General features: G+C 43.9%; 19 protein-coding genes, 1 tRNA gene and 1 riboswitch. Of the genes, 12 read left to right on the top strand and 8 right to left on the bottom strand.

All coding sequences use genetic code 11. The features are described 5' to 3' along the window. Nucleotides 1-85: 85 nt before the first annotated feature. Together BLU33_RS23445 and BLU33_RS23440 are read right to left on the bottom strand one after the other, a co-directional pair. The gene (locus tag BLU33_RS23445) at nt 86-1,312 is read right to left on the bottom strand and encodes a hypothetical protein (RefSeq protein ID WP_157682343.1); all 1,227 of its coding nucleotides are present in this window, start codon (nt 1,310-1,312) and stop codon (nt 86-88) included. 157 nt (nt 1,313-1,469) lie between these two features. After that, nucleotides 1,470-1,542, bottom strand: a tRNA-Met gene (locus tag BLU33_RS23440). A gap of 143 nt (nt 1,543-1,685) precedes the next feature. On the opposite strand from BLU33_RS23440, the gene era reads away from it, so the two are divergent. Then, the gene (era, locus tag BLU33_RS23435) at nt 1,686-2,561 is read left to right on the top strand and encodes a GTPase Era (protein ID WP_091379221.1); all 876 of its coding nucleotides are present in this window, start codon (nt 1,686-1,688) and stop codon (nt 2,559-2,561) included. 157 nt (nt 2,562-2,718) lie between these two features. Next, a complete protein-coding gene (gene der / locus BLU33_RS23430; RefSeq protein WP_091379217.1) occupies nt 2,719-4,020 on the top strand; it encodes a ribosome biogenesis GTPase Der in 1,302 nt (433 codons plus the stop codon). A gap of 135 nt (nt 4,021-4,155) precedes the next feature. Here the strand turns inward: der and BLU33_RS23425 are convergent, their stop codons facing one another. Then, nucleotides 4,156-5,748, bottom strand: a complete 1,593-nt coding sequence (locus BLU33_RS23425) for a S41 family peptidase (protein ID WP_091379214.1) — start codon at nt 5,746-5,748, stop codon at nt 4,156-4,158. A gap of 269 nt (nt 5,749-6,017) precedes the next feature. Here BLU33_RS23425 and BLU33_RS23420 point away from each other — a divergent pair, with 269 nt between their 5' ends. From BLU33_RS23420 to metF, 7 genes are all read left to right on the top strand, one after another. Next, nucleotides 6,018-6,584 (top strand): carboxymuconolactone decarboxylase family protein, encoded by a 567-nt coding sequence (locus tag BLU33_RS23420; protein ID WP_091379211.1) that lies wholly within the window; start codon nt 6,018-6,020, stop codon nt 6,582-6,584. Beyond that, nucleotides 6,584-7,783, top strand: coding sequence for a DUF3179 domain-containing (seleno)protein (locus BLU33_RS23415; protein ID WP_091379209.1), 1,200 nt, complete (start codon nt 6,584-6,586; stop codon nt 7,781-7,783). The genes BLU33_RS23420 and BLU33_RS23415 overlap by 1 nt, the downstream gene beginning before the upstream one ends. Before the next feature lie 116 nt (nt 7,784-7,899). Further along, the gene (murQ, locus tag BLU33_RS23410; protein ID WP_091379205.1) at nt 7,900-8,706 is read left to right on the top strand and encodes an N-acetylmuramic acid 6-phosphate etherase; all 807 of its coding nucleotides are present in this window, start codon (nt 7,900-7,902) and stop codon (nt 8,704-8,706) included. Between the two features lie 144 nt (nt 8,707-8,850). After that, nucleotides 8,851-9,417 carry a hypothetical protein gene (locus BLU33_RS23405; RefSeq protein WP_091379202.1) on the top strand — a complete coding sequence of 189 codons (567 nt, stop codon included), beginning with the start codon at nt 8,851-8,853 and terminating at the stop codon, nt 9,415-9,417. 121 nt (nt 9,418-9,538) lie between these two features. Then, entirely contained in the window at nt 9,539-10,273 is a 735-nt protein-coding gene (locus BLU33_RS23400; RefSeq protein ID WP_091379197.1) for a Bax inhibitor-1/YccA family protein, read from the top strand. A 260-nt stretch (nt 10,274-10,533) separates the two neighbouring features. Then, nucleotides 10,534-10,647: riboswitch (SAM riboswitch) on the top strand. Nucleotides 10,648-10,813: 166 nt separating this feature from the next. Next, nucleotides 10,814-14,506: a methionine synthase gene (gene metH, locus BLU33_RS23395; protein ID WP_091380941.1), complete on the top strand. Its 3,693-nt coding sequence runs from the start codon at nt 10,814-10,816 to the stop codon at nt 14,504-14,506. 89 nt (nt 14,507-14,595) lie between these two features. Continuing rightward, nucleotides 14,596-15,549, top strand: a complete 954-nt coding sequence (metF, locus tag BLU33_RS23390; RefSeq protein WP_091379194.1) for a methylenetetrahydrofolate reductase [NAD(P)H] — start codon at nt 14,596-14,598, stop codon at nt 15,547-15,549. A 173-nt stretch (nt 15,550-15,722) separates the two neighbouring features. On the opposite strand, the gene BLU33_RS23385 is transcribed toward metF, so the two are convergent. The 4 genes from BLU33_RS23385 to BLU33_RS23370 all read right to left on the bottom strand — a co-directional run bounded on the left by BLU33_RS23385 (nt 15,723) and on the right by BLU33_RS23370 (nt 20,247). Next, entirely contained in the window at nt 15,723-18,104 is a 2,382-nt protein-coding gene (locus BLU33_RS23385) for an ABC transporter permease (protein WP_091379189.1), read from the bottom strand. A 232-nt stretch (nt 18,105-18,336) separates the two neighbouring features. Next, on the bottom strand, nt 18,337-19,218 hold the full coding sequence (locus BLU33_RS23380) for a helix-turn-helix domain-containing protein (RefSeq protein ID WP_091379186.1): 882 nt from the start codon (nt 19,216-19,218) through the stop codon (nt 18,337-18,339). A 12-nt stretch (nt 19,219-19,230) separates the two neighbouring features. After that, nucleotides 19,231-19,647: a nuclear transport factor 2 family protein gene (locus BLU33_RS23375; protein ID WP_091379184.1), complete on the bottom strand. Its 417-nt coding sequence runs from the start codon at nt 19,645-19,647 to the stop codon at nt 19,231-19,233. A gap of 66 nt (nt 19,648-19,713) precedes the next feature. Continuing rightward, complete coding sequence (locus BLU33_RS23370) at nt 19,714-20,247, bottom strand: carboxymuconolactone decarboxylase family protein (protein ID WP_091379181.1); 534 nt, start codon at nt 20,245-20,247, stop codon at nt 19,714-19,716. Nucleotides 20,248-20,550: 303 nt separating this feature from the next. Between BLU33_RS23370 and BLU33_RS23365 the strand changes: the two genes are divergently transcribed. The 3 genes from BLU33_RS23365 (at nt 20,551) to BLU33_RS23355 (ending at nt 23,151) form a co-directional block, all read left to right on the top strand. Further along, a complete protein-coding gene (locus BLU33_RS23365; RefSeq protein ID WP_091379179.1) occupies nt 20,551-21,165 on the top strand; it encodes an alpha-ketoglutarate-dependent dioxygenase AlkB family protein in 615 nt (204 codons plus the stop codon). 291 nt (nt 21,166-21,456) lie between these two features. After that, on the top strand, nt 21,457-22,176 hold the full coding sequence (truB, locus tag BLU33_RS23360; RefSeq protein WP_091379176.1) for a tRNA pseudouridine(55) synthase TruB: 720 nt from the start codon (nt 21,457-21,459) through the stop codon (nt 22,174-22,176). Between the two features lie 42 nt (nt 22,177-22,218). Next, the gene (locus tag BLU33_RS23355) at nt 22,219-23,151 is read left to right on the top strand and encodes a bifunctional riboflavin kinase/FAD synthetase (protein ID WP_091379173.1); all 933 of its coding nucleotides are present in this window, start codon (nt 22,219-22,221) and stop codon (nt 23,149-23,151) included. 74 nt (nt 23,152-23,225) lie between these two features. Here the strand turns inward: BLU33_RS23355 and BLU33_RS23350 are convergent, their stop codons facing one another. Continuing rightward, nucleotides 23,226-23,849 carry a LysE family transporter gene (locus tag BLU33_RS23350; protein WP_091379171.1) on the bottom strand — a complete coding sequence of 208 codons (624 nt, stop codon included), beginning with the start codon at nt 23,847-23,849 and terminating at the stop codon, nt 23,226-23,228. Nucleotides 23,850-24,020: the final 171 nt, after the last annotated feature.

The following is a 24,020-nucleotide window of genomic DNA, read 5'->3' as shown; positions in this document are numbered from 1 at the left end:
GTGGGTCAGTTTGCCCCGAAATACCATGGTCAGTTTGCCCCGAAACAGTGGGTCAGCTTGCGCCGAAATGGTGTGGTCTCATTCATCATAATCTCCACAGTTGATGGCCGAAAGTCTGAATGGTCTTTAAAACCTTAGCGCGGTTGCCTGGCGCGGTAATCCGGCCTGCGGCTTCGGTGCGGAAAAAAGATAAATTTCGGTACATCGTTTTACCCTGGGCCGGTAACCGAACTATTGGCGCTGTTGTGAATGAACTATGCAGGAAAGCGATATCGTCAAGAAATTGCGTTTTCAAACCAATCAATTGAGAATTGAAAAGAAGTGCCTCTGCGGATTTGGGTGGCCGTCCCTGGTGAATATAATTTTCCGTTTGTTCAAAATCCAGGTCCGACAGATATTCCCTTATTTCAGGTTTGGAACTTTCTTGGAGAAAATCCCTGATATCAGGATTTTGAAAGGGTAATACTAGGATCATGGGACTTAAAAATGGCTCTATCTCATGAACTGGTTTTATCAGCCCCTCATCAAAACAGGTTTCCGCAAAAAAGTCGATCTTATCCGCCTGCTCCACAATTTGCTGCTGCCTGGTAAAGGCCTTGGGGTCGGTAAAACCTTGCTTGGCAGCCTCGGCATGTGAAATTACTTGTTTTTCAGTAACAGCGTCCCCCTTATCCCCGTTCACATATTCAAAATTGCCTGTGACGGCGCTTGCAATACGATAGTTTGATTGTGCAGGTACGAAAAATGGAAAATCATAGAATCCTTTCCAGCCAATCGCTGCCTCCGGCGCTAAAGCCTGATACTGGATACCCATCAGGTCGAACAGTTCTTCTTGTTTTTCATACAGCAATTTCATAAAGTGGCCGGTATCATTAACCTGGTTAGGTAACACCGGCAAGCTGTCTTTACTATCATTAAAACAATAATAGAAACGCAGGCCGGTATGTGAAGCGGTTAATAGCCGGATCACTTCGTCAATCTTTGAAGACTTCCTATCGACAAAAAATAAATACGGCCGGTTGTTCGGCATAAACTTTAGATATTCATCTAAATTGATGCTGAACTTTACGTGGAACCGATAAGGGTCATCTAAGCCGTTTCGCTGGATCAGTTCAAAATAGGTGAGCGAGTTGCTGATCTGCAAAAGATCCTTCGGTACAAAACTGAGGAAACGAATGATCTGATTTTGAAATTCAACCGGAGGAAGAAATGAATACGTTTTCGGCTGCTCATCCATCACGAGGACGTAGTAAATCGCACTCCTTTGGCCGAATCTATACTGTAACCGGTCGTGCATCTGTAAGGCATCCATTCATTCCAAATTTAAAGATTTAGTAAGATACGATTTTAAGAAATGCTGGGAAATTTGTATCTTTATTTGAGCCAAAGTCAAGCTAAGAACCGTTAACAATACGTTAACAGAAAAAAGAAAGGCAGCTACTTGAGTAAGTAACTGCCTGATTCTGAGGTAGCGGGAGCAGGACTCGAACCTACGACCTTCGGGTTATGAGCCCGACGAGCTACCAACTGCTCCATCCCGCACTATTTTTATTATTACGATCCGCTTCATTACTGCGAAAAGTGTGCCATTTAAACCAAAAATGCAATTTACATCCTGTTTAAATTGGACTGCAAAGATATAATTCGTTTCTTTGCAGTCCAAATATTATTTCATTTATTTTTTTATGACCCACAGAGCTGGTTTTGTAAGCATTATTGGAAAGCCCAACGCAGGGAAATCAACCCTGATGAACGCGCTGGTGGGCGAAAAAATGTCTATCATCACACCCAAGGCGCAAACAACGCGCCACCGTATTTTAGGTATTGTTAACGAACCCGACTATCAAATAGTCTTCTCTGATACCCCCGGCGTTATCAAACCGCACTATGCTTTACACGAAAGCATGATGCATCAGGTAGATGGCTCCATAGTTGATGCCGATCTGATTTTACTGGTTACCGACATTTACGAGGAGTACGATGAAGAGGATGTACTGAAAAAACTGGCAGGCACACAGGCCCCGGTAGCAGTACTGATCAATAAAGTAGATCAATCCGACGAGGAAACAGTGAAGGCCAAGGTAGAGTTTTGGCAGGAGAAATTGAACCCAAAAGCGATCTTCGCCATATCAGCACTAAAAGATTATAACGTGCTTGCGGTAATGAATTTCGTGATCGAGCATTTGCCCGAGCACCCCGCATATTATGAAAAAGACGCACTTACCGATCGTAACGACCGTTTCTTTGCATCAGAAATGATACGGGCGCAAATATTCAAACAATACAAAAAAGAGATACCCTACAGCAGTGAGGTAATAGTAACCGCTTTTGTTGAGGGCGAAAAACTGCACCGCATTAGTGCCGAAATAATTGTGGAACGCGATTCGCAAAAGAATATACTGATAGGCAAGAACGGCAGCATGCTTAAAATAGTTGGCACCTATGCCCGCCGCGATATGGAAGATTTTTTCCAAAAGAAGATCTTTTTAGAGATGTTTGTAAAAGTTATTCCCGACTGGCGCAGCAAAAAAAATTACCTGAAAAAATTTGGGTACGAATAAACAGACACAAGAGTCAGGAAGCAAGAGTCAAGATTTAAGGATCGGGATGTAGCTAAGATTCACAATAAATATTTAAATTAGAATTAAGAGAAACTCAGGGTGGCCACTATCGGCTTTTCCTGATTCTTGACTCTTAATTCTTGATTCTAACACAAACATGAGCAATATAGTAGCCATAGTGGGCAGGCCCAACGTAGGCAAATCAACTTTATATAACCGTTTAACTGAGAGCCGCAAGGCTATTGTCGACGATTTTAGCGGCGTAACCCGCGACAGGCACTACGGCGTATCCGAGTGGACCAACCATTCATTTACCGTTGTTGATACCGGCGGTTATGTAGCCAATTCCGACGATGTGTTCGAGGCCGCTATCCGCGAGCAGGTGATCATCGCCATTGAGGAAGCCACCGTTATACTGTTTATGGTTGATGTAACCACCGGCATTACCGACCTGGACGATGAGATAGCATCTCTTCTCCGCAAAAGCAAAAAACCTGTATTTGTAGTAGTTAATAAGCTGGATAACACCTCGCTTTTAGCCGATTCAATGGTATTTTACAGTTTAGGGTTAGGTGAGTTATATAACATCTCATCAATGACAGGCTCCGGAACAGGTGAATTGCTGGACGATGTGGTAAAACATTTTGACGATGAGCCAACTGAACCTAACACCTTGCCAAAATATGCCATTGTAGGCAGGCCGAATGTGGGTAAATCATCCATCATCAACTCGCTGATTGGTAAGGAGCGTAATATTGTAACGCCGATAGCAGGTACTACCCGCGATTCCATCCACATACATTACAACCAGTACGGGCATGATTTTATGCTGATAGATACTGCCGGGATGCGTAAAAAAACCAAGGTTAAGGAAAACATCGAGTTTTATTCTGTAATGCGTACCATAAAGGCAATTGAGGAAGCCGATGTTATTATACTCATGATTGATGCTGTTGAAGGTATTGAAGCGCAGGACATCAATATTTTCCACCTTGCCGAAAAGAATAAAAAAGGCGTAGTAATCGTAGTAAACAAATGGGATCTGATCGAAAAGAACAACAAAACGATCAAAGTTTTTGAAGAAATGATCAGGCAAAAAATAGCACCGTTTACCGATGTGCCTATCGTTTTCACGTCCGTTACCGAAAAGCAACGTGTGTTAAAAGTGATTGAAACCGCTAACCAGGTTTATGCTAACCGTGCAAAACGTATCCCTACCTCAAAATTAAACGAGGTAATGCTGCCTATCATCGAGGCTATACCGCCCCCATCTATCAAAGGTAAATACGTTAAGATAAAATACATCACCCAAATTGCAGGCACATCACCCATGTTCGCATTCTTTTGCAACCTGCCGCAGTATGTTAAGGAACCTTATTACCGTTTTGTAGAAAACAAACTAAGGGAAAACTTTGATTTCAACGGCGCACCGGTACAGGTTTGGTTTAGGCAGAAGTAATTTTTTGATGTGCACCAGATGTGCAGATATGCGAGTGTGCAGATTTCAGATGTGCAAATGATTTTTCAGCTTCGGTATTTATGCAAGAGTGAAGTTTCATTTGCACATCTGAAATCTGCACATCCGCACATCTATCTATTGCACCGCCTCTATAGCTTTCCTAAAGGCTTCATCATCGCTGTTAACGGTTTGATAGTACGCTTCATCGCCCCATTTAAAACGGGCCGCATAGGCTTTTAACAACGTTTCTATGGGCGCCCGGGATACCTTGATCTCATAGGAGTCCATTTCCTTTATGGTTTGCGATGCGTAAAGGATAAAGTCCCCATATTGCAGGTCGTTCACTGCGTAATTATTAATAAACTTATCGGCCGAGGCATATTTATTCAGCTCGGGCTGCAGCTTGTCTATCACATAAGCGGTAAACAACTGGTTATCGGCAAGTGCCTGAACCAGGTTGGTATCCATGGTGGTATCAGCAGGTACAAAAATATCAGGCATAATACCACCGCCGCTAAAAACTTTTTTGCCGCTGGCTGTATGGTAGGGCGATGATTTTTTAAAAGCGCTATCGTCCATATTGCTTTGTGCCGAAAACAGCTCGCCTTTTTTCATGCGTTCGGCCAGTTCATTATGGTAGCTATCAATACCACCGGCGTATGATTTTTGTATTGATCTGCCCGATGGGGTATAATACCTGGCCACAGTTAAGTTAACTGCCGAACCATCGCTAAACGGGAACTGTTGCTGCACCAAACCTTTTCCAAAAGAGCGACGGCCAACAATAACGGCCCTGTCCAGATCCTGCAAGGCGCCTGCCAATATTTCACTTGCCGAGGCAGAGTATTCGTCAATCAGCACCGCTAACTTACCATGCTGAAACTCACCCGAATCTGTGGCAAAATAATCCGTACGGTTTTCATGTATGCCTTTGGTATAAACTATCAGCTTGCCCTTGGTTAAAAACTCGTTAGCCAGCGCGGTAGCCGTATTCAGGTAACCGCCGCCATTGCCGCGGATATCAAGCACAAGCTTTGTCATACCCTGGCTTTTCAGCTTGCCCAGCGCAACGCGGAAATCATTATCGGTTGTTGAAGCAAACTTGCTGATCTTAATGTAGCCCACATTATCAGCAGCCATATAAGCGGCATCCATACTGCTAAGGGCAACATGGCCACGCTGTATGCGATAAAACCTTTGTGTATCATCAGGCTCAATCACATTGAAGGCCATTTCCTTTCTTTTCTCGTCGGTGAGGATCTTATCTATTTTATCACCGGTGATCTTCGCGCCCGAAACTTTTTGATTATTGATGGTCAACACCCTGTCGCCCGTGCTTAAACCAGCTTTATTAGCGGGCCCGTTGGGATATATCTGGGTAATGTAAAGGGTATCGCGCAATAACTGGTACTCTATACCAAAGCCATTAAAGCCGCCTTCCAGCTTTTCGTTAATGGCCAATGCCTGCTGCGGGGGCAGGTACATGGAGTGCGGGTCGAGGTTTTGCAGCAGGTTGTTAACGGTTACACCCTCAACACTATCCACGTTAACAGAGTCAACATAATTCTGGCGCACCAGTTGCAGTACTTTGGTAAGTTTATCACCTTTTCCGGGTGAGGTATTGAGGTAATGGGAGGCAAAATTATTGTCGCCAACAAGCAGGCCGATAGCAATACCCACCAAAATCAACAACACTGATCTGAAAATTATGCCCGCGCCCCTTTTCATATTAAAATAGTAACGCAAAACTAACAAATTCAGACGATTAGTTGAAATTTTAACACTTAACTTTTGCTTAAATTGTAATTTTTTACCTGATTTATTAGTCTGTTGATCAGTAGCTAATGCAAAAAAGCATTTATTGATTTTATGGGCAAAGAAATAATTACCCAGAGTTTACAATTGAACTATATTTTAATAAATTTAACAATATTATAAACCACTGTTAGCCATTTGCTTTCTGTTGCTGAAAGGATGGATCTACTAATTAAATTGTTATGCCACACATACCACTAGATGAAAATTTACCAGGCATTACCGGCTTGTTAAATTACCGGCAGGATACCGCTCTCCCCATAAGGCAGCTTACACAAATTTTGCTGCGCGGCGAATCAACCTTAACAGAGGCTGAGCGCGAACTGATCGCTACGGTGGTTTCGCAGGGAAATGAGTGTAAATTCTGCACCGCGGCACATACCGCCGCAGCTGATGTACTTTTGGGCGAACGCGAAACAGCCGAAAAGGTAAAACACGACCCGGACAACGCGCCTGTCAGCCAAAAGATGAAGTATTTGCTGGAGATTGCCCGTAGAACACAATCCGACGCCCGCACAGTAAGCACCGAACTTGTAGCCGATGCCCGCGATGCCGGGGCAACCGACCTGGAGATACATGATACGGTATTAATCGCAGGCCTATTTTGTTTATACAATAAATATGTTGATGGGCTGGCAAGCGTTACCCCAACCGAGCCTGCGTTTTATGACCGCCTGGCAAATATCTTAAAAACCAGCGGCTATATGCCCTCGGCAAACCGCTACGCAAGCTTAAACACCACCACCTGATGAATAGCCGCACCAAACCATTGTTATTCTGGGCAGGCATCGCACTACTGGTCATTCCCGGGTTAGTGCATGCATATTTGTTGATGCCTTTCCCGGGTAGTCAGGACCTGAATGCCATAACTGTTGCTTATTATCTTGAAAAGACAGTAAACTCCTTACGCTTTATTGGCGCTGCATTGCTGGTTTGGTATGCCATAAAATATTATGCTAAAAATTCAACAGGGCATAAGATCACCAAAGCGTTGGTGCTGGCGCTTTGCCTGGTCAGCTTTTATTTTACTGATGTAATGTTTAAGGCCGAAACCATGTTCCAGGAGCCGCAGGTTATCAAATTCGCCAATGTAATGACCAACAAAGTCCCCATGAATATGGTGGTAATTGGTGTAGTTAATAATGGTGTTGCTAAAGCCTATCCGCTGGTATACCTGGGCTATCACCATAAGATACAGGACAATGTGGGCAATGAACCCGTGCTGGTCACCTATTGTACCATGTGCCGCACGGGCAGGGTTTACAGCCCCGTGATCAACGGGGCGAGGCAAACATTCCGCCTGGTGGGGGCTAGGCATTACAATGCGATTATTGAGGATCAGAAAACAAAAACATGGTGGTACCAGGCCACAGGCATAGCGGCAGTTGGCAAACTAAAAGGCGAGTATCTGCAGGAGCTTCCTTACGAACAATCCACCCTTTCCGCATGGATCAGCAAACACCCCTCGTCGCTTATATTACAACCTGATACAAATTACGTTCAGGATTATAAGGACCTAAAAAATTACGACCGCTTACAGGCCGTTGATAAGGATAGCACCATAAAGAACAAGGACACCCTGATGCGCAAAAGCTGGGTGCTTGGCGTAATAGTAAACGGACAGACAAAGGCTTACGACTGGCGGCAGCTGTTCAAAAAACATCTAATAAATGACAACCTGAACAAAACACCAATACTGGTAGCCATAGAGAGCGACAGCCTTACCTTCCACGCCTTCAACACCAATGTAAATGGCAAAACGCTCCATTTTAATTTGGATGCAAAGGGACAATTAACCGATCAGGAAACTGCATCAATATGGGATTGGGATGGATTGGCTACAGCAGGAGCACTAAAAGGCAGTCGCCTTACTAAAATACAGGCATACCAGGAGTATTGGCACTCGTGGAAACATTTCCATCCAAATACACTGTTCTGGAAAAATTAATGCTAACGCTGCCGCGGGTTTAGCGCAGCGTAACCCGTGGTGCTGCATTGCGACAGTTTCCAACTGTCGCAACAATTGTAAAAAATCATGTAATTTTGCGGTATAAACATCCCGCAATGGAATTTACAACCGAAAAAAGCTCCAACTATAATAACCTCGAACTGATGCCTGTTAAGGAGATCCTGCAGCATATGAACGAGGAGGACCAAACCGTGCCGCTTGCTGTGGCAAAGGCTTTACCGCAGATAGAAAAACTGGTGGAAGTAACCGCTGCCAGAATGAAGGCGGGTGGCCGCCTGTTTTACATTGGCGCAGGCACCAGCGGCAGGCTGGGGGTAGTTGACGCATCAGAATGCCCGCCAACTTTCGGCGTACCCTTTGATATGGTGGTAGGCATTATTGCCGGTGGCGACACGGCCATTCGCAAATCAGTTGAATATGCAGAAGACGATATTGAGCAAGCCTGGATAGACCTGCAGGAATTTAACATCAACGATAAAGATGTGCTGGTAGGCATAGCAGCATCGGGTACTACGCCTTATGTTATCGGTGGACTAAAAATGGCTAACCAGCATAATATTGCCACCGGCTGCATAGTTTGTAATAGTGGTAGTCCGGTTGCAGCAGAGGCAAAATACCCGGTTGAGGTAGTAACAGGGCCGGAGTTTTTAACCGGATCAACCCGCATGAAGGCAGGCACCGCGCAAAAACTGGTATTGAATATGCTGAGCACCGCGACAATGATACAGCTGGGCAAAGTAAAAGGTAACAGAATGGTAGATATGCAATTAAGCAATAACAAACTGGTTGACCGCGGCACCCGCATGGTAATGAATGAAACCGGCCTCGACGAACAAACTGCCGCCAAATTATTAAAACAAGAAGGCAGCGTTAGGAAGGCTGTAGATTTCTATAAAAAGTAATTTTATGTGCAGATATGCGGATGTGCAAATGTGCAGATGACAAAAATTGAACATTTGCTTAATACGCATATTAGAATAAATCCGCACATTTGCATATAAATAAGAAAAAGTCTCACCCTTTAGGGGGAGATTTAGAGGGGGCTTATGCACGAAATAGAACCATATTATCGGTGGAGAGATGACTACATTGCATCAGAAGACGAATTTTCGCCTTTTTATGCAACGCAGTACAGTGAGTTTGAGTTTGATAAACAGGTATACAATTACCTGCTGCATCCGCAGTGGGATTCATTTGGCTCTAACACGCTTTACCTTAAAGTACTTTATACCGATTATGACCGTGGCTACACCATCATCGAACTGATAGGCGAGTGGAACGATGCCATTAATAACGATATCATGCTCATGAAACGGGAGCTTATCGACCTGATGGTTGACCAGGGCATCACCCAATTCATCCTCATCGGCGAAAATGTGCTGAACTTCCACTCTTCGGATGATTGTTATTATGAGGAATGGTTCCAGGAGGTAGAGGATGGCTGGATAGCCGGCATCAATTTCCGTGAGCATGTGATCGACGAGTTCAAGAGCAACAATATTGATTACTACATCAACTTTGGCGGCGAGCTTGATGAGCTTAACTGGCGCGGATTAAAACCCTTACAGGTATTTAAAAAGGTTGAGGAACAGCTGATAAAGAGATTGAATTAGTTTTGATAATTACACTAAACTATTTAATTTCACGTTGGTCTAACACCCATGGTGTGATTTTAGCATATCACATTAAATGAGTAAATTTGTATTAATAAAAAAGAATAATTTTTAAATAAAAATGGAAAATAACAGTTCTAACTACGTTTACAATAGCGTAACACAATTAGACGACAGCGAAAGCTCATCACGCAAATATCTAGCTAAAGTATTCGCATGGATGTTCGTAGCCTTAGGCGTTTCCGCTTTTGTCGCTTTTGAATTTGCAACAAATTTAAGCTTATTGAGCCTGATCATTGATCCTACTACGGGCGGCTTTACTGGCTTAGGTTATGTAGCTATATTTGCACCACTTGCCTTTTCGCTGGTAATTAATTTTGGCTTTAACCGTATATCATACGTAGGTATGATAGCTATATTTTTGGCTTACGCGGCAACTATAGGCGTTACCTTAAGTATTTTCGGGCTTATCTATACATCCAGCTCCATATTTACCGTATTCTTAAGCGCGGCTTTTGTTTTCGGTGTAATGGCTGTATCAGGTTACAAAACAACCATGGACCTTTCCAAATTTGGGTCCATCATGTATGTAATATTTATCGGTGCTTTGGGTGTAAGCCTTATTAACTTCTTTATGCATAGCGATCAGTTAAGCTATATCATCAGCTTTGTGTTTGTAGCAGTTATGATAGGCCTTACCGCTTATTACATGCAAATGCTTAAACGCATTGGTGCAGGTGTTGAGTTTGGTACCGAAAGCACTAATAAATTAGTGATCATAGGTGCTTTTATCCTTTATACTACATTCATCAACCTGTTTATGTCCATGATGCGTATTTTTGGCAGAAGAAGATAATCGTAAACACATTATTTAAAAGAGCTGCCTCATAAAAAGGCAGCTCTTTTTGTTTTAGCCCATTGTTATCCTGAACGTAGTGAAGGATCTTCTTCAACTTGCATGGCCGCCATACAGATAGCAGAAGATTTTTTCGCTCACACCGTCAAGGCACCACCCTGCTCAAGAGATAGTTCTCCCTCCGGTCGAAATGACAGTAGGGTTATAGAGGGGCTAAATCACCCTATTGCATATTACAAGTTTATTGCGCACCTTTGCAGTGCTTATAGAGAAAGATGGAGGGATTAGACCCTGCGATGTCTTAGCAACCTGTGCTTCACAAGGTGCTACATTCTACTTAACCAGCTTCAAAAATCGGTTAGGAAAGATAAGCGAAAGTCAATATATCACCCGACTTTTCGACGTAAGCGTGTTTTTATTTAGTATCAGGTAGCTAGTATCAAGTAGCAAGATAATTTTATTATCCGCATTTGAGTTTAGCCGTATCAGGTGATTTTTTCATACTTGATACTTGATACTAAATACTTGCTACTCAACAAAATGGATATTAGAAAAGAATTAGAGAAACGTATACTCGTTATTGACGGCGCAATGGGTACCATGATACAACGGTACCAATTAACCGAGGCGGATTTTCGCGGGGAACGTTTTAAGGATCATGCATCAGACCTGCAGGGCAATAACGACCTGCTGAATATCACACGCCCGGATGTGATCAAGGCTATCCATGCTGATTATTTGGATGCCGGGGCAGATATCATAGAAACCAACACTTTCAGCACACAAATAATTTCACTGGCTGATTATCACCTGGAATACTTAGCTTATGAACTAAGCTTTGAAGGCGCGCGCCTTGCCCGTGAAGTTGCCGACGAATACAATAAAAAAACACCGGAGAAACCACGCTTTGTAGCCGGAGCCGTTGGCCCTACAAACCGTACCGCATCATTATCGCCGGATGTTAACGACCCGGGCTACCGTGCCGTTACCTTTGACGACCTGGCCGAAGCTTATTACGATCAGGTTCGCGGCCTTGTTGATGGCGGCTCGGATATGCTGCTGGTTGAAACCATATTTGATACCCTGAATGCCAAAGCGGCATTATTTGCTATAAACCGCTATGCCGATGAATCAGGCAAGCATTTGCCTATCATGATCTCGGGTACTATTACCGATGCATCAGGCCGTACTTTATCGGGCCAAACAGTTGAGGCATTCTGGAATTCTATCCGCCATGCTAACTTGTTATCCGTAGGCTTAAACTGCGCTTTGGGGGCAAGGGAAATGCGCCCGCACCTGGAGGAACTTTCTAATATAGCCGATGTATTTATCTCGGCCTATCCTAATGCGGGTTTGCCAAATGAGTTTGGTCAGTATGATGAAACAGCTCACGAAACCGCCCACCAGGTGGATGATTTTATGCAAGCCGGGCTGGTGAACATAGTAGGTGGTTGTTGTGGCACTACGCCCGAACACATTAAATGCATTGCCGATAAAGCGGCGCAATATCCCGCAAGGTTAATACCCGAAATAGCGCCAAACATGCGCCTGAGCGGACTGGAAGCCGTTACACTAACGCCCGAAAGCGTGTTCATGAACGTGGGTGAACGTACCAATATCACAGGCTCGCCAAAATTCTCCAAACTGATTTTGGGCGAGGATTACGAGGCTGCCCTAACCGTTGCCCTGCAGCAGGTTGAAGGCGGCGCGCAGGTGATCGACATCAACATGGATGAGGGCATGATCGATTCGGAAGCGGTGATGGTGAAGTTCCTGAATCTTGTTGCTTCTGAACCTGACATTGCCAAGCTGCCCATCATGGTGGATTCATCAAAATGGACGGTTATTGAAGCCGGGTTGAAATGCCTACAAGGCAAGGGTATCGTTAACTCCATCTCATTAAAAGAAGGTGAAGAGAAATTTAAGGAATACGCCCGCAAAATATTAAGCTATGGTGCCGCCACGGTAGTAATGGCCTTCGATGAAACAGGTCAGGCTGATTCATTGGAACGCCGTAAGGAGATCTGCGAGCGGTCATATAACATATTGGTTAACGAAGTTGGTTTCCCACCACAGGATATCATTTTCGATCCGAACATATTAACCGTAGCCACCGGTTTAGAAGAACACAACAACTACGCGGTTGATTTTATTGATGCCACACGCTGGATAAAACAAAACCTGCCGCACGCCAAAGTGAGTGGCGGGGTAAGTAATATTTCGTTCTCGTTCCGTGGTAATAACACGGTTCGCGAGGCTATGCACTCGGCATTTTTATACCATGCCATACAGGCCGGCATGGATATGGGCATTGTTAACGCCGGTATGCTTGAGGTATACCAGGAGATCCCAAAAGATTTGCTTGAACTCGTTGAAGATGTTTTATTAAACCGCCGTCCGGATGCTACCGAGCGTTTGGTTGAGTTTGCCGATAACATCAAGAGTAAAGGCAAGGTAATTGTACGCGATGAGGAATGGCGCAAGGATCCGGTTGAAAAACGTTTATCGCACGCGCTGGTAAAAGGTATTATTGAATACCTGGATGATGATGTGGAAGAAGCGCGCCAAAAATATGCCCGTCCGCTTGAAGTGATTGAAGGTCCGCTAATGGATGGGATGAATATTGTTGGTGACCTGTTTGGTTCAGGTAAGATGTTCCTGCCACAGGTAGTAAAATCAGCCCGTGTAATGAAAAAAGCGGTTGCTTATCTATTGCCTTATATCGAACTGGAAAAACAACGTGTTTTAGCCTCCGGCGAAGATACCGCAGCCGATGCCCGCGCCAATGCCGGTAAAATTTTAATGGCTACAGTTAAAGGCGATGTGCACGATATCGGTAAAAATATTGTGGGCGTAGTGTTGGCCTGTAATAACTTTGAGGTGATCGATCTTGGGGTGATGGTGCCTGCACAACGCATAATTGAAGAAGCCATTAAGCAAAATGTCGACATTATTGGCCTGAGCGGATTGATCACGCCGTCATTGGATGAAATGGTGCATTTCGCCAAGGAAATGGAACGCAATAACTTTACTATTCCGTTGATTATCGGCGGAGCTACAACATCACGTATACATGCGGCGGTTAAGGTAGCACCAAACTATTCAGGCGCTGCTATACACGTATTGGATGCATCTCGCAGCGTTACTGTTTGCAGTAGTTTGATGAGTGAAACCGGTCGTGATGAGTACATACAGGGTATTAAGGATGAATACGCCAAAGCCCGTGAGGCGCACCTGAATAAAAAATCGGATAAGCGTTTCGTCAGCATTGATGACGCCCGGAACATGAAGTGCCAGATCAACCTTAACGGTATGATGCCGCCAAAACCAACCTTTACAGGCACCAAGGTTTTTGAAGCATTCCCGCTGGAAGAGCTAGTGCCGTATATCGACTGGACACCATTTTTCCACACCTGGGAACTGCGCGGCAGCTACCCTAAAATATTTGATGATAAGTACGTAGGCATCGAGGCAAAAAAACTATACGATGATGCGCAGGAACTGTTGAAACGTATTGTTAAGGATAAACTGTTGCAGGCTAACGCCGTGATCGGTTTTTGGCCAGCCAATAGTGTGGGCGATGACATTGAGTTGTATACCGATGATAGCCGTACACAGGTTTTAGAAACGATCTACACGCTGCGCCAGCAATCAGAGAAAGTTAAAGGTGAACCATATTATGCCTTGTCAGATTTTATCGCCCCTAAAGATAGCGGCGTACCTGATTATTGGGGTGGCTTTGCAGTAACTGCAGGTGTTGGTTGTGATGAGCTGGTTGCCGAATTTGAAGCCGATCATGACGACTATAACAGCATCATGGCTAAAGCCCTTGCTGATCGTTTAGCAGAAGCTTTTGCTGAAAAAATGCACGAGCTGGTACGCAAAGATTACTGGGGCTATGCTAAAACCGAGCAATTGGATACCGAAAAACTTATCAAGGAAGAATACCAGGGTATTCGTCCGGCACCGGGTTATCCCGCCTGTCCGGATCATACAGAGAAGATCACCCTATTTGAATTGCTGAAAGCCGAGGATAACGCACACATGCACCTAACCGAAAGCCTGGCAATGACACCGGCTGCCTCCGTAAGCGGGTTCTACTTCGCGCACCCACAGGCAAGGTATTTTGGCTTGGGTAAGATCAGTAAGGATCAGATAGAGGATTACGCAAAGCGGAAGACAATGGACGTAGAAACAGTGGAGCGCTGGTTAGGACCAAATCTTAACTATTAGCCCCCCAGCCCCCTAAAGGGGGAGCAATTAAACATAAAATACATAACTTACACTAATAAAAAAATTCCCCCTTTAGGGGGCTAGGGGGCATGAAAATAACCGATCACATTACTAACGCTAACGGCAAAACACTCTTCTCATTCGAACTATTACCACCGGTAAAGGGGCGCAGCATACAGGAAATTTATGATGCTATTGACCCGCTGATGGAGTTTAATCCGCCGTTTATTGATGTTACCTATCACCGCGAGGATTATATCTACAAAAAGCATGAAAGTGGTTTATTGGAGAAGGTATCCTACCGTAAACGCCCGGGTACTGTTGCTATTTGTGCTGCTATCATCAATCGTTATAAGGTGGATGCTGTTCCACATTTAATATGTGGTGGTTTTACCAAGGAAGAAACTGAGAACGCGCTGATTGACCTGCAATTTTTGGGTATCGACAATGTGCTGGTATTACGCGGTGATGCCCGCCATGCCGATCCGTCATTTGTGCCAACTCCGGGCGGTCATGCCTATGCATGCGAGCTGCTGGAGCAGGTTACCAACATGAACAAGGGTAAATATTTATACGAGGACCACGATGTGGTAAATGCCGATTTCTGCATCGGCGTTGCCGGATACCCAGAAAAGCATTTCGAGTCGCCGAACCTGAAAACCGATTTCAGGTACCTGAAACAAAAGGTAGACAACGGCGCCAATTTTATTGTTACCCAGATGTTTTATGATAACAATAAATACAAGGAGTTTGTAAAGCTTTGTCGTGAGAATGGTATCAATGTGCCCATCATTCCGGGATTGAAGCCCATTACCTCATCAAAACAATTGATCAACCTGCCAAAAATATTCCATATTGATATCCCTGAAGATCTTGCCGATGCGGTACAGGCCTGCAAATCAGAAAAAGATGTAAAGGATGTAGGTATCGAGTGGATGATAAACCAATGCAAGGAGCTGATAGAGTTCGGCGCACCTGTATTGCATTTTTATACCATGAGTAATCCGGGGCCTACTAAGAGGATTGCTGAGGCGATATTTTAATCGTTATTATCTTATTGTCATTCTGAGCGCTAGCGAAGGCCCTTTACGCGGGGTATACCGCCGGATAGGTTCTTCGCTAGCGCTCAGAATGACAAACTTTATATTTTCTTACTAAGAATTGCGCTCGTCTGTGACGAGTGCTTAACATGGTTCGGCGATTGCATCGCGACCACCTACTCACTTTTCAAACTCTTCACCGGGTTAGCCAGCGCCGCCTTAATTGATTGATAACTCACCGTAAGTAAAGTGATCAGCACTGCCCCAACACCTGTTAAGGCAAATATCCACCAAGCAATTGCGGAGTGATACTCATAGTGCCGCAGCCAGTTATTCATAAAAATATAAGCTGTTGGGGTGGCTATGATGATAGAGATCACTACCAAACCAATAAAATCTGTCGACAGCAACTTCCACAGGTTAAATACGGATGCGCCCAATACCTTGCGTACGCCGATCTCCTTAATACGCTGCTCTGCCATAAACGATGCCATGCCGAACAGACCCAGACAGCTGATGAAAATTGCTAGTCCGGCAAAGCAGCTGGCCAGTTTGCCAATGCGTTCTTCATCATCAAACTTCTTGGCATATTCCTGGTCAACAAACTGGTATACAAAAGGCTGTTGAGGATTATATTGTTTAAATACGTCGCCTATTTTATCAATTGCTGCGCTGGCGCTTGCATTAGGGTTGATCTTTAAAACGATCATTGATCCAGCATCTTTTGACAAGTAATAAACAGCTGGTTTTATCTGCTCATATGGCGACCCGGTAATAATATCCTTAATAACGCCAACCACCTTAAATTGATCGCCATTCCATTTAATGGTTGAGCCTACCGGGTTTTTTAGGCCCATAAAATGCACGGCAGTTTCATTAATGATCAATGCCGATGAGTCAGAAAGGAAATCCCTCGAAAAATCACGCCCGCCGGTAAATTGCCAGGCTACCGTTTTACCATAATCGTAGGATACACCTGCCTGCTGAAAATCAACACTCAGGCTGGGGTCTTTACCTTGCCAGTCGAAACCGCTGCTGCTGCCCCATTGCTCGGTTGGCGGCGCGCTTGATTCAGATACATTTGCTACTACCCCAGTTTTAAAAAGCTCGGACTTTACCACATCGAAATGGTCATGAACATCGTGTGCTACCATAGGCACTGTGATGAGCCCATCGCGGGTATAACCTACCGGGCGGTTCTTTGCAAACTGTATCTGGCGGAAAACTACTATTGTCCCGATGATCAGTACAACAGATACCGTAAACTGTACAACCACCAATACCTTGCGCGGTATGGCCGCCAATCTACCCACCCGGAACGAGCCTTTTAACACTTTAACCGGATTGAATGATGACAAATAAAACGCAGGGTAACTACCGGCAATTAACCCGGTTATCAAACTAAAACTGATACATGAGAGCCAAAACAAAGGATTTGTCCATAATATGCTCATGCTTTTACCTGCCACACTGTTAAAAAATGGCAGCGCCAATTGAACAAATAGCAATGATAGAACAAAGGCGATAAAAACATACACCAATGATTCTGCAAAAAACTGGTAGATCAACTGATCGCGCAGGGAGCCCACCGCTTTGCGGATGCCCACTTCCTTTGCCCGCTTCTCTGAACGGGCGGTGCTCAAATTCATAAAATTAATACAGGCCAGCAGCAAAACAAAAATACCGATGATACCAAATAGCCACACATACTGTATGCGGCCGCCAATGTTCAACCCGTTTTTAAAATCACTGTACAAATGCCATTTACTCATCGGGAACAGGAACAGCGCCGGTTTCTTTTTAGCCAGTTCCGTACTTACCCTACGCAGTTTCGCATCCCTTATTTTTAATGATACCGATGCAAAGTCGGTATTATCGGCCATTTGCACATATATCCTGAAAGCATTCGGGCGCCAGGTATCGATTACTGATTTTATCCAGCTGTTATGTAAATAGGTTTGCCAAGTGGCTAAAAATGCAAAGCCGCTAAAATCGGAGTTATCCGGAAAATCCTGGTATACGCCGGCTACTTTTACATTATCACGGCTGTCAATTTTCAGCATCTTGTTCATTGGGTCGGCATCACCAAAATAAGCTTTGGCTGTTGATTGGGATAACAAAACAGCTGTTGGGTCGTTTAACGCGCTGCGCGATCCCTCTATCATTTTAAGGCCAAGCAATTCCGGTGCCTGCGGTTCAAAATAGCAGCCCCATTCAGTTAGCTTTTTATCGCCCAGGGTTAAAATATGGTTGCCTGTACCGGCGCTCATCACTACATATTTAAAATTGCTGCCATAACTCTTGCGTAATTCTTCGGCCAAAGGATAGGGGACATTGGTCCAGGTTTGCACCTCGCCATTATTGGTTACGTTTTGTACTACCTGTGCAATGCGGCTGTAATTAGGATTGTCCTTATTGAATGATACCTCATCATATATCCAAAGGCCTATCATAATGGCTACCGCCATACCAACGGATAACCCCACTATATTGATAAACGAATGCGCCTTGTTTTTTACAAGGTTGCGCCAGGCTATTTTAAAGTAGTTTTTAATCATCTCAATATGCAGTTAATGAACAAGTTACGCCTGTTTATCTATCAATATAATGCCAAAATTATAATTAGCTGATTATAAAATATTTATGATCACACGTATCCAAGCCGTGTATCGTAACCGAACAACAAAACGTTCGCTTTTGGGCGATAGAAAGTGTTTTTGGGGGATGATGAAACAGCAGTACGAACAATACCTTGACCAATTAAAACGGCTTTTGGATCAGATGCAATAATTACATCCCCATCCGGTTATACCCAACAGTTTCGCGGTATAATTGGGGCGATACCTCGGCATTGGTCTTAAAAAACCGACTGAAATAACTTTCATCATTATACCCCAGTTCGTATGCTATTTCCTTAACTGTTTTGTTAGTGAGGTAAAGCTCTCTTTTGGCCTCGATGATGATGCGCTCTGCGATCATATTGGTAAGCGTTTTATTAAAATGCGTTTTGGTGATCTTTGCCAATGCCTTGGGCGATATGTTCAGCATATCGGCATAATTACTTACCGCATGCTTGGTTTTGTAATGCTGCTCAATATAATCCTTTAATTTTTGTAGGATAAAAGGCTCTTCAGTATCCGCAACCGCCAACGTCGCATCCGGCTGCTGACTGGTTTTTAAGCGTGAAGCATTAATGAGGAAGATCTTAAGATAAGATACCAGCAATTCATATTGTGCCAATGCCGGGTTTTGCATTTCGGCTTTTACCTGTTCCAAAATATTGTTTAAGATAGCAGCCGCGCTTGCATCAACCAATACATATGGCGGGTTATAAATATTATTGAACAGCACACCATTACAAGCCACCTCCTGCTGGTGCTTATGAATGCAGAAAAAATCAGGGTGAAATTGCAGGGCAATACCCTCTATTTTACTATCGGCCAAAAACATAAATGGCTGATAGATGGCAAAGGCAAATAAGGTGTTTTCTTTAAATGCATATTCTGAAAAATCCGCCTTTACCTTACCACTACCCCTTGTAACCCAAATGAGCGAGTAAAAGTTATTACGCTGCAAATGGTCGAAATAACTATTATCACCAAAGGTAAACAGCTTAAATGCCAGGTTGCCTTTCTGGGGGTCGACTAAAGTAAAGGTGGATTGATCATTCATTGTTATTCTATCTTACAGCTTGCGGTCGGCCTCGGCAATAGGCAGGTCATTTATGCTGGCGTACCTTTTTTGCATGTAACCTTTTTCATCAAATTCCCAAAGCTCGTTTCCATAACTGCGGTACCATTGCCCGGCAGCATCATGCCATTCATATTCAAATCTTACCGCCATGCGGTTTTCCTTAAAGCCCCAAAGTTCTTTTTTCAGTTTATAATCCAGTTCCTTTTCCCATTTGCGGGTCAGGAATTCCTTTACCTCTTCGCGGCCATTGATAAATTCCGTGCGGTTGCGCCATTCGGTATCAATAGTATAAGCCAGTGATACTTTCTCCGGGTTCTTTGAGTTCCACGCATCTTCGGCAGCCTGCACTTTTTGCTGGGCAGTTTCCATGTTAAATGGAGGTATAGGGTATCTGATCTCGTTTTCCATAGCTTTTGAAAATTGTTAATCAAACATACCAATTCAACAAGTCGAATTGGTATGTCATCTGTAAATTTACAGTGCGGTTGCTAAAGGAAAATCAACCGGGATCTCCGTTAAATTATGGAGGTAGTTCATAGCTGTCTTATCGCTGATCTGTAAGATCAGATCAATCAGGTTGGCATTGGTGTAGCCGTGCGCGTAAAAGTCGTCAACCAGGTCGCCATCTGCTTTGCCGCGGGTAGCGGTAATATTTGCAGCCAGGGCAACCAAGGCATTCAACTTAGGGTCGGTGCTGGTACCTTTTCTTATATCCAGTAATTGCTCATCGGTAAAGCCGTTCATTTTACCCAACACTATATGCGCGCTCTGGCAGTAAACACATTCGTTAACCTGGCTCACAATAAGGTTAACCGCTTCTTTTTCTTTGTTTGATAAAGATGTTTTTGCATTCTGGTAGGACAGGAACCGCGCAAGACCATTGTCAGAGTAAGCTATGGTAGCGTACAGGTTTGGCACAAAGCCTAAAGCCTTTTGTAGGTTATCAAATATGGTTTGATTTGCAGGGCTTACTTCATCGCGGGTTGGTACTGAAAATTGTGTTTTCATTTTGTTGGATATTATTGATGTCGTTATTGACAATACAAATATTCAACATATAATATCCTTGTAAAATGGACAAACAACGCATCATTATGGACAAATTTCCAGGCTGCTGACCATAGTGTTCGGAAGATATATTTTCTTACAAATATTAAGCATGAGGTCACACTGAGGCATTCGAAGTGTGCGGGCAAAGGCCTTTACGCTTATGCTTCGAGTGCCTGCATGACACCTTTTTTTTAATCTTCCGAATACCTATGGCCTACTGACAACAAAAACTATGGCGTGAAAATTGCGTATAGATCAGCAATGGAACAGCTAAGTTTTTTTCCTGAAGCGGGGCAGAGTAAAGGCTTACCGCCAGAACTTTTGGACTACCGCCCGGGCATATTCAGCCCGGAGCAAAGCAAATACCTGATGGCTAAATTCATTACGGAAATGCCCTGGCAGCAAAAGATCATAAAAATGTATGACAAGCACCTGCTTACACCCAGGCTCACCGTTTGGGTAGGCGATCAGGGCACGGATTACACCTTCTCCGGCGAAAAGTATGATCCGCTGCCATGGACGGATGAATTACAGACCATCAGGGAGCGCGTACAAATATTATCAGGCATTAATTTTAACAGCGTATTGCTCAACTACTATCGCGATGGCAACGATTCGGTAGCCTGGCATAGTGATAATGAAGACGAATTGGGTAAACACCCGGTTGTAGCCTCCGTGTCTTTCGGCCAAGTGAGGAGCTTTGATATCCGCAATAAAAAGGATCACACCCAAAAATATTCAATAAAGCTGGAAGATGGTTCCTACCTGCTAATGAAAGGTGACCTGCAGGAAAACTGGGAGCACCGCATAGCCAAATCAACCAAACCAATGAAGGAACGGGTTAATTTAACTTTTAGAGTTATAAAACATAAATAACAGGGATTGTCAATGTTTCAAATAGCGATGGGTTTGAAACTCTGGAGCGTTCGAAAGAAGCGGGGCCTTGTGCGATTCCCCTCTTGAGAGGGGTGTAGGGGTGTGTCATTATACATGCGGAATAACACACCCCTGCTACCGCACTATCAACGCGCCCCCTCTCAAGAGGGGAATTCTTAACGCTTCAAACACTCTTGGACTTTAACCCTATAGCTACGATACGAATCAAATACCATTATTGCAGCAGGCAACTAAAACCTTACCTTTGCCGTTTATTAAATAAATTAAATATTGGATACGCCCAACCCTAAAAAAAAGGACTTTGATTTTGCCGCCGGCGAATTATTGCTGGTGAATAAACCATATAAATGGACCAGCTTTGATGTGGTTGGCAAAATACGCAACTCCTTTAAGCCGCTTAAACTAAAGGTTGGCCATGCCGGCACGCTTGATCCGCTGGCTACAGGCCTGCTCATCATCTGCACCGGTAAAATGACCAAGCAGATAGATACCTTTCAGGCTGAGGAAAAGGAATATACCGGCACACTGATTTTGGGAGCTACCACCCCATCATACGATATGGAAACCGAACCGGATGAGAAATTCGATACCAGCCATATTACCGATGAGCAGATAAGGGCCGCCTGCGCGCAGTTTACAGGCGACATTCAGCAATACCCACCCGCGCACTCCGCCATTAAAATTGATGGGGAGCGTTTGTATGAAAAAGCCCGTCGCGGCGAGGAAGTTGAACTGCGCCTGCGCAACGTAACCATAACTGAATTTGAAATAACCCGTATTGAGTTGCCCGAAGTTGATTTCAGGGTTGTATGCAGCAAGGGTACTTATATCCGCTCGCTGGTAAATGATTTTGGCAAGGCATTAAACAGCGGCGCATATCTATCAAAATTAAGGCGTACACGCAGCGGTAATTATAAAGTTGCTGATGCCTGGGAAGTGATGGAGTTAGTTGGTACCATACGTGAGTTAAAAGCACAAACCGAAGCGTAAATTAGTATTTTTGTTTTCAATTCTCTTTCTGACCCCATATCTATGAAGATCTATCATCACATTGATGAATTTAAAGCTGTAGAAAATGCCGTAGTTACTATCGGCACGTTTGACGGCGTACACCTTGGGCACCGCAAAATTATAGCGCGGATAAAGGAACTGGCTGACGAAATTGGCGGCGAAACGGTAATCCTTACTTTTTTCCCGCATCCGCGGATGATATTACATCCGGAGGATGAAAGCATAAAGCTTATCAATACCATAAATGAGAAAGCTGCATTGCTGGAGCAATTGGGCGTTGACCATTTAATTATCACCCCATTTTCGAGGGATTTCTCTAACCAAACAGCAGAGGGATATATCCGCGATGTGCTGGTGAACAAGATCGGCACCAAAAAAATTGTGATCGGTTACGACCATCGCTTTGGTAAGGACAGGCAGGGCGGACTGGATGACCTGCTAAAACTGGGTCCTGTTTATGGCTTTGAGGTTGTTGAAATTCCCGAACAGGATATTAACGATGTTGCCGTAAGCTCAACCCGTATCCGCAATGCGTTATCAGAGGGCAAAATAGAACTGGCCAATACCTTTTTAGGCTATCCGTTCTATATCACCGGCAAAGTAGTACGCGGTGATCAGATTGGCAGGCAAATTGGCTATCCGACAGCCAATATTGTGATTGAGGAACGCTACAAGCTCATCCCATCCGATGGGATATTCGCCGCTAAGATCAACATACAAGGCAAGCTATACAAAGGCATGGCTTATATCGGCAGCCGACCTACCATAAATGGTATTACCCGTAACATCGAGATAAATATTTTTGATTTTAACCAGGAAATCTATAACGAACAGGTTACGCTGCATTTCTACAACTATGTTCGCGACGACGTGAAGTTTACCGGACTTGATGAACTGAAAGTACAGCTGGCACAGGATAAAGTGGATGTCCTTGAATTATTAAGTGGGCAGTGAGCAGTTTGCAGTGGGCAGTTAACAGTAATGAAATTTGAGAAAATAAATCAACCACTCACCTAATCAACCCAAAACTAGTGCTTGAAAAAATGCAGATAAACCTGTTTCACCACGTGGTAAGCAGCAAAAGCAAAGAATAAAACCGCAATGGCCGTATTAATAACACGGGTGCTGAGCGCGAACTTACTTTGTATGTATTTGGCAAATTTTGCATACAGAAACAGGCATATAAATGCTCCCGCCGCCGAGCCGATACTAAAAATAACCAAAGCAAGCTTGCCATCTTCAATCCACTCGTGGGTAATTAGATAGGTACCGGTAATCATCCAAAAAGGAATCTGCATCGGGTTTAAAAACCCTAATAGGATGCCGTATTTTATACTATCGCGTTCTGAATATGTTTTTTGAGGCGGTTTATTACGGTGTGCCCAGGTTATTACGCCCATTACAGTAAATAAAACCATCATTACCCAGTCAATAATAACATCGAGCCTTACCTCGCCCGATAGCCACTTGGCCGCATGCATAATAAAGTAGGTAAAAAAGAACTCTACGCATGAAAAGGCAATTATAAATTGCACCGCCTGCTTTAATCCCCGGTTAACGGTTATCTGCACAAGGGTCAGGTTAATATTTCCCGGAGGTATATAACCAACAAAATTGGCTATAAGCCCGATGAAAAAGGTAAGGAATATCATTACCGTAAAGATATGGTATGGATGTGCAGATATGCAAATTGGTTTAATGTGCGGATGTGCAAATATGCGGATGTGCGAATGAATAGACAATTATGGATTGGTATCAGAATCATAAAAATCGATCTGCACATTAAATAATATCTGCACATTTGCACATCCGCATATTTGCAC

This window comes from Mucilaginibacter mallensis, from assembly GCF_900105165.1.
GTDB classification, from domain to species: Bacteria; Bacteroidota; Bacteroidia; order Sphingobacteriales; family Sphingobacteriaceae; genus Mucilaginibacter; species Mucilaginibacter mallensis.
This window is presented reverse-complemented; position numbering and strand designations above follow the sequence as displayed.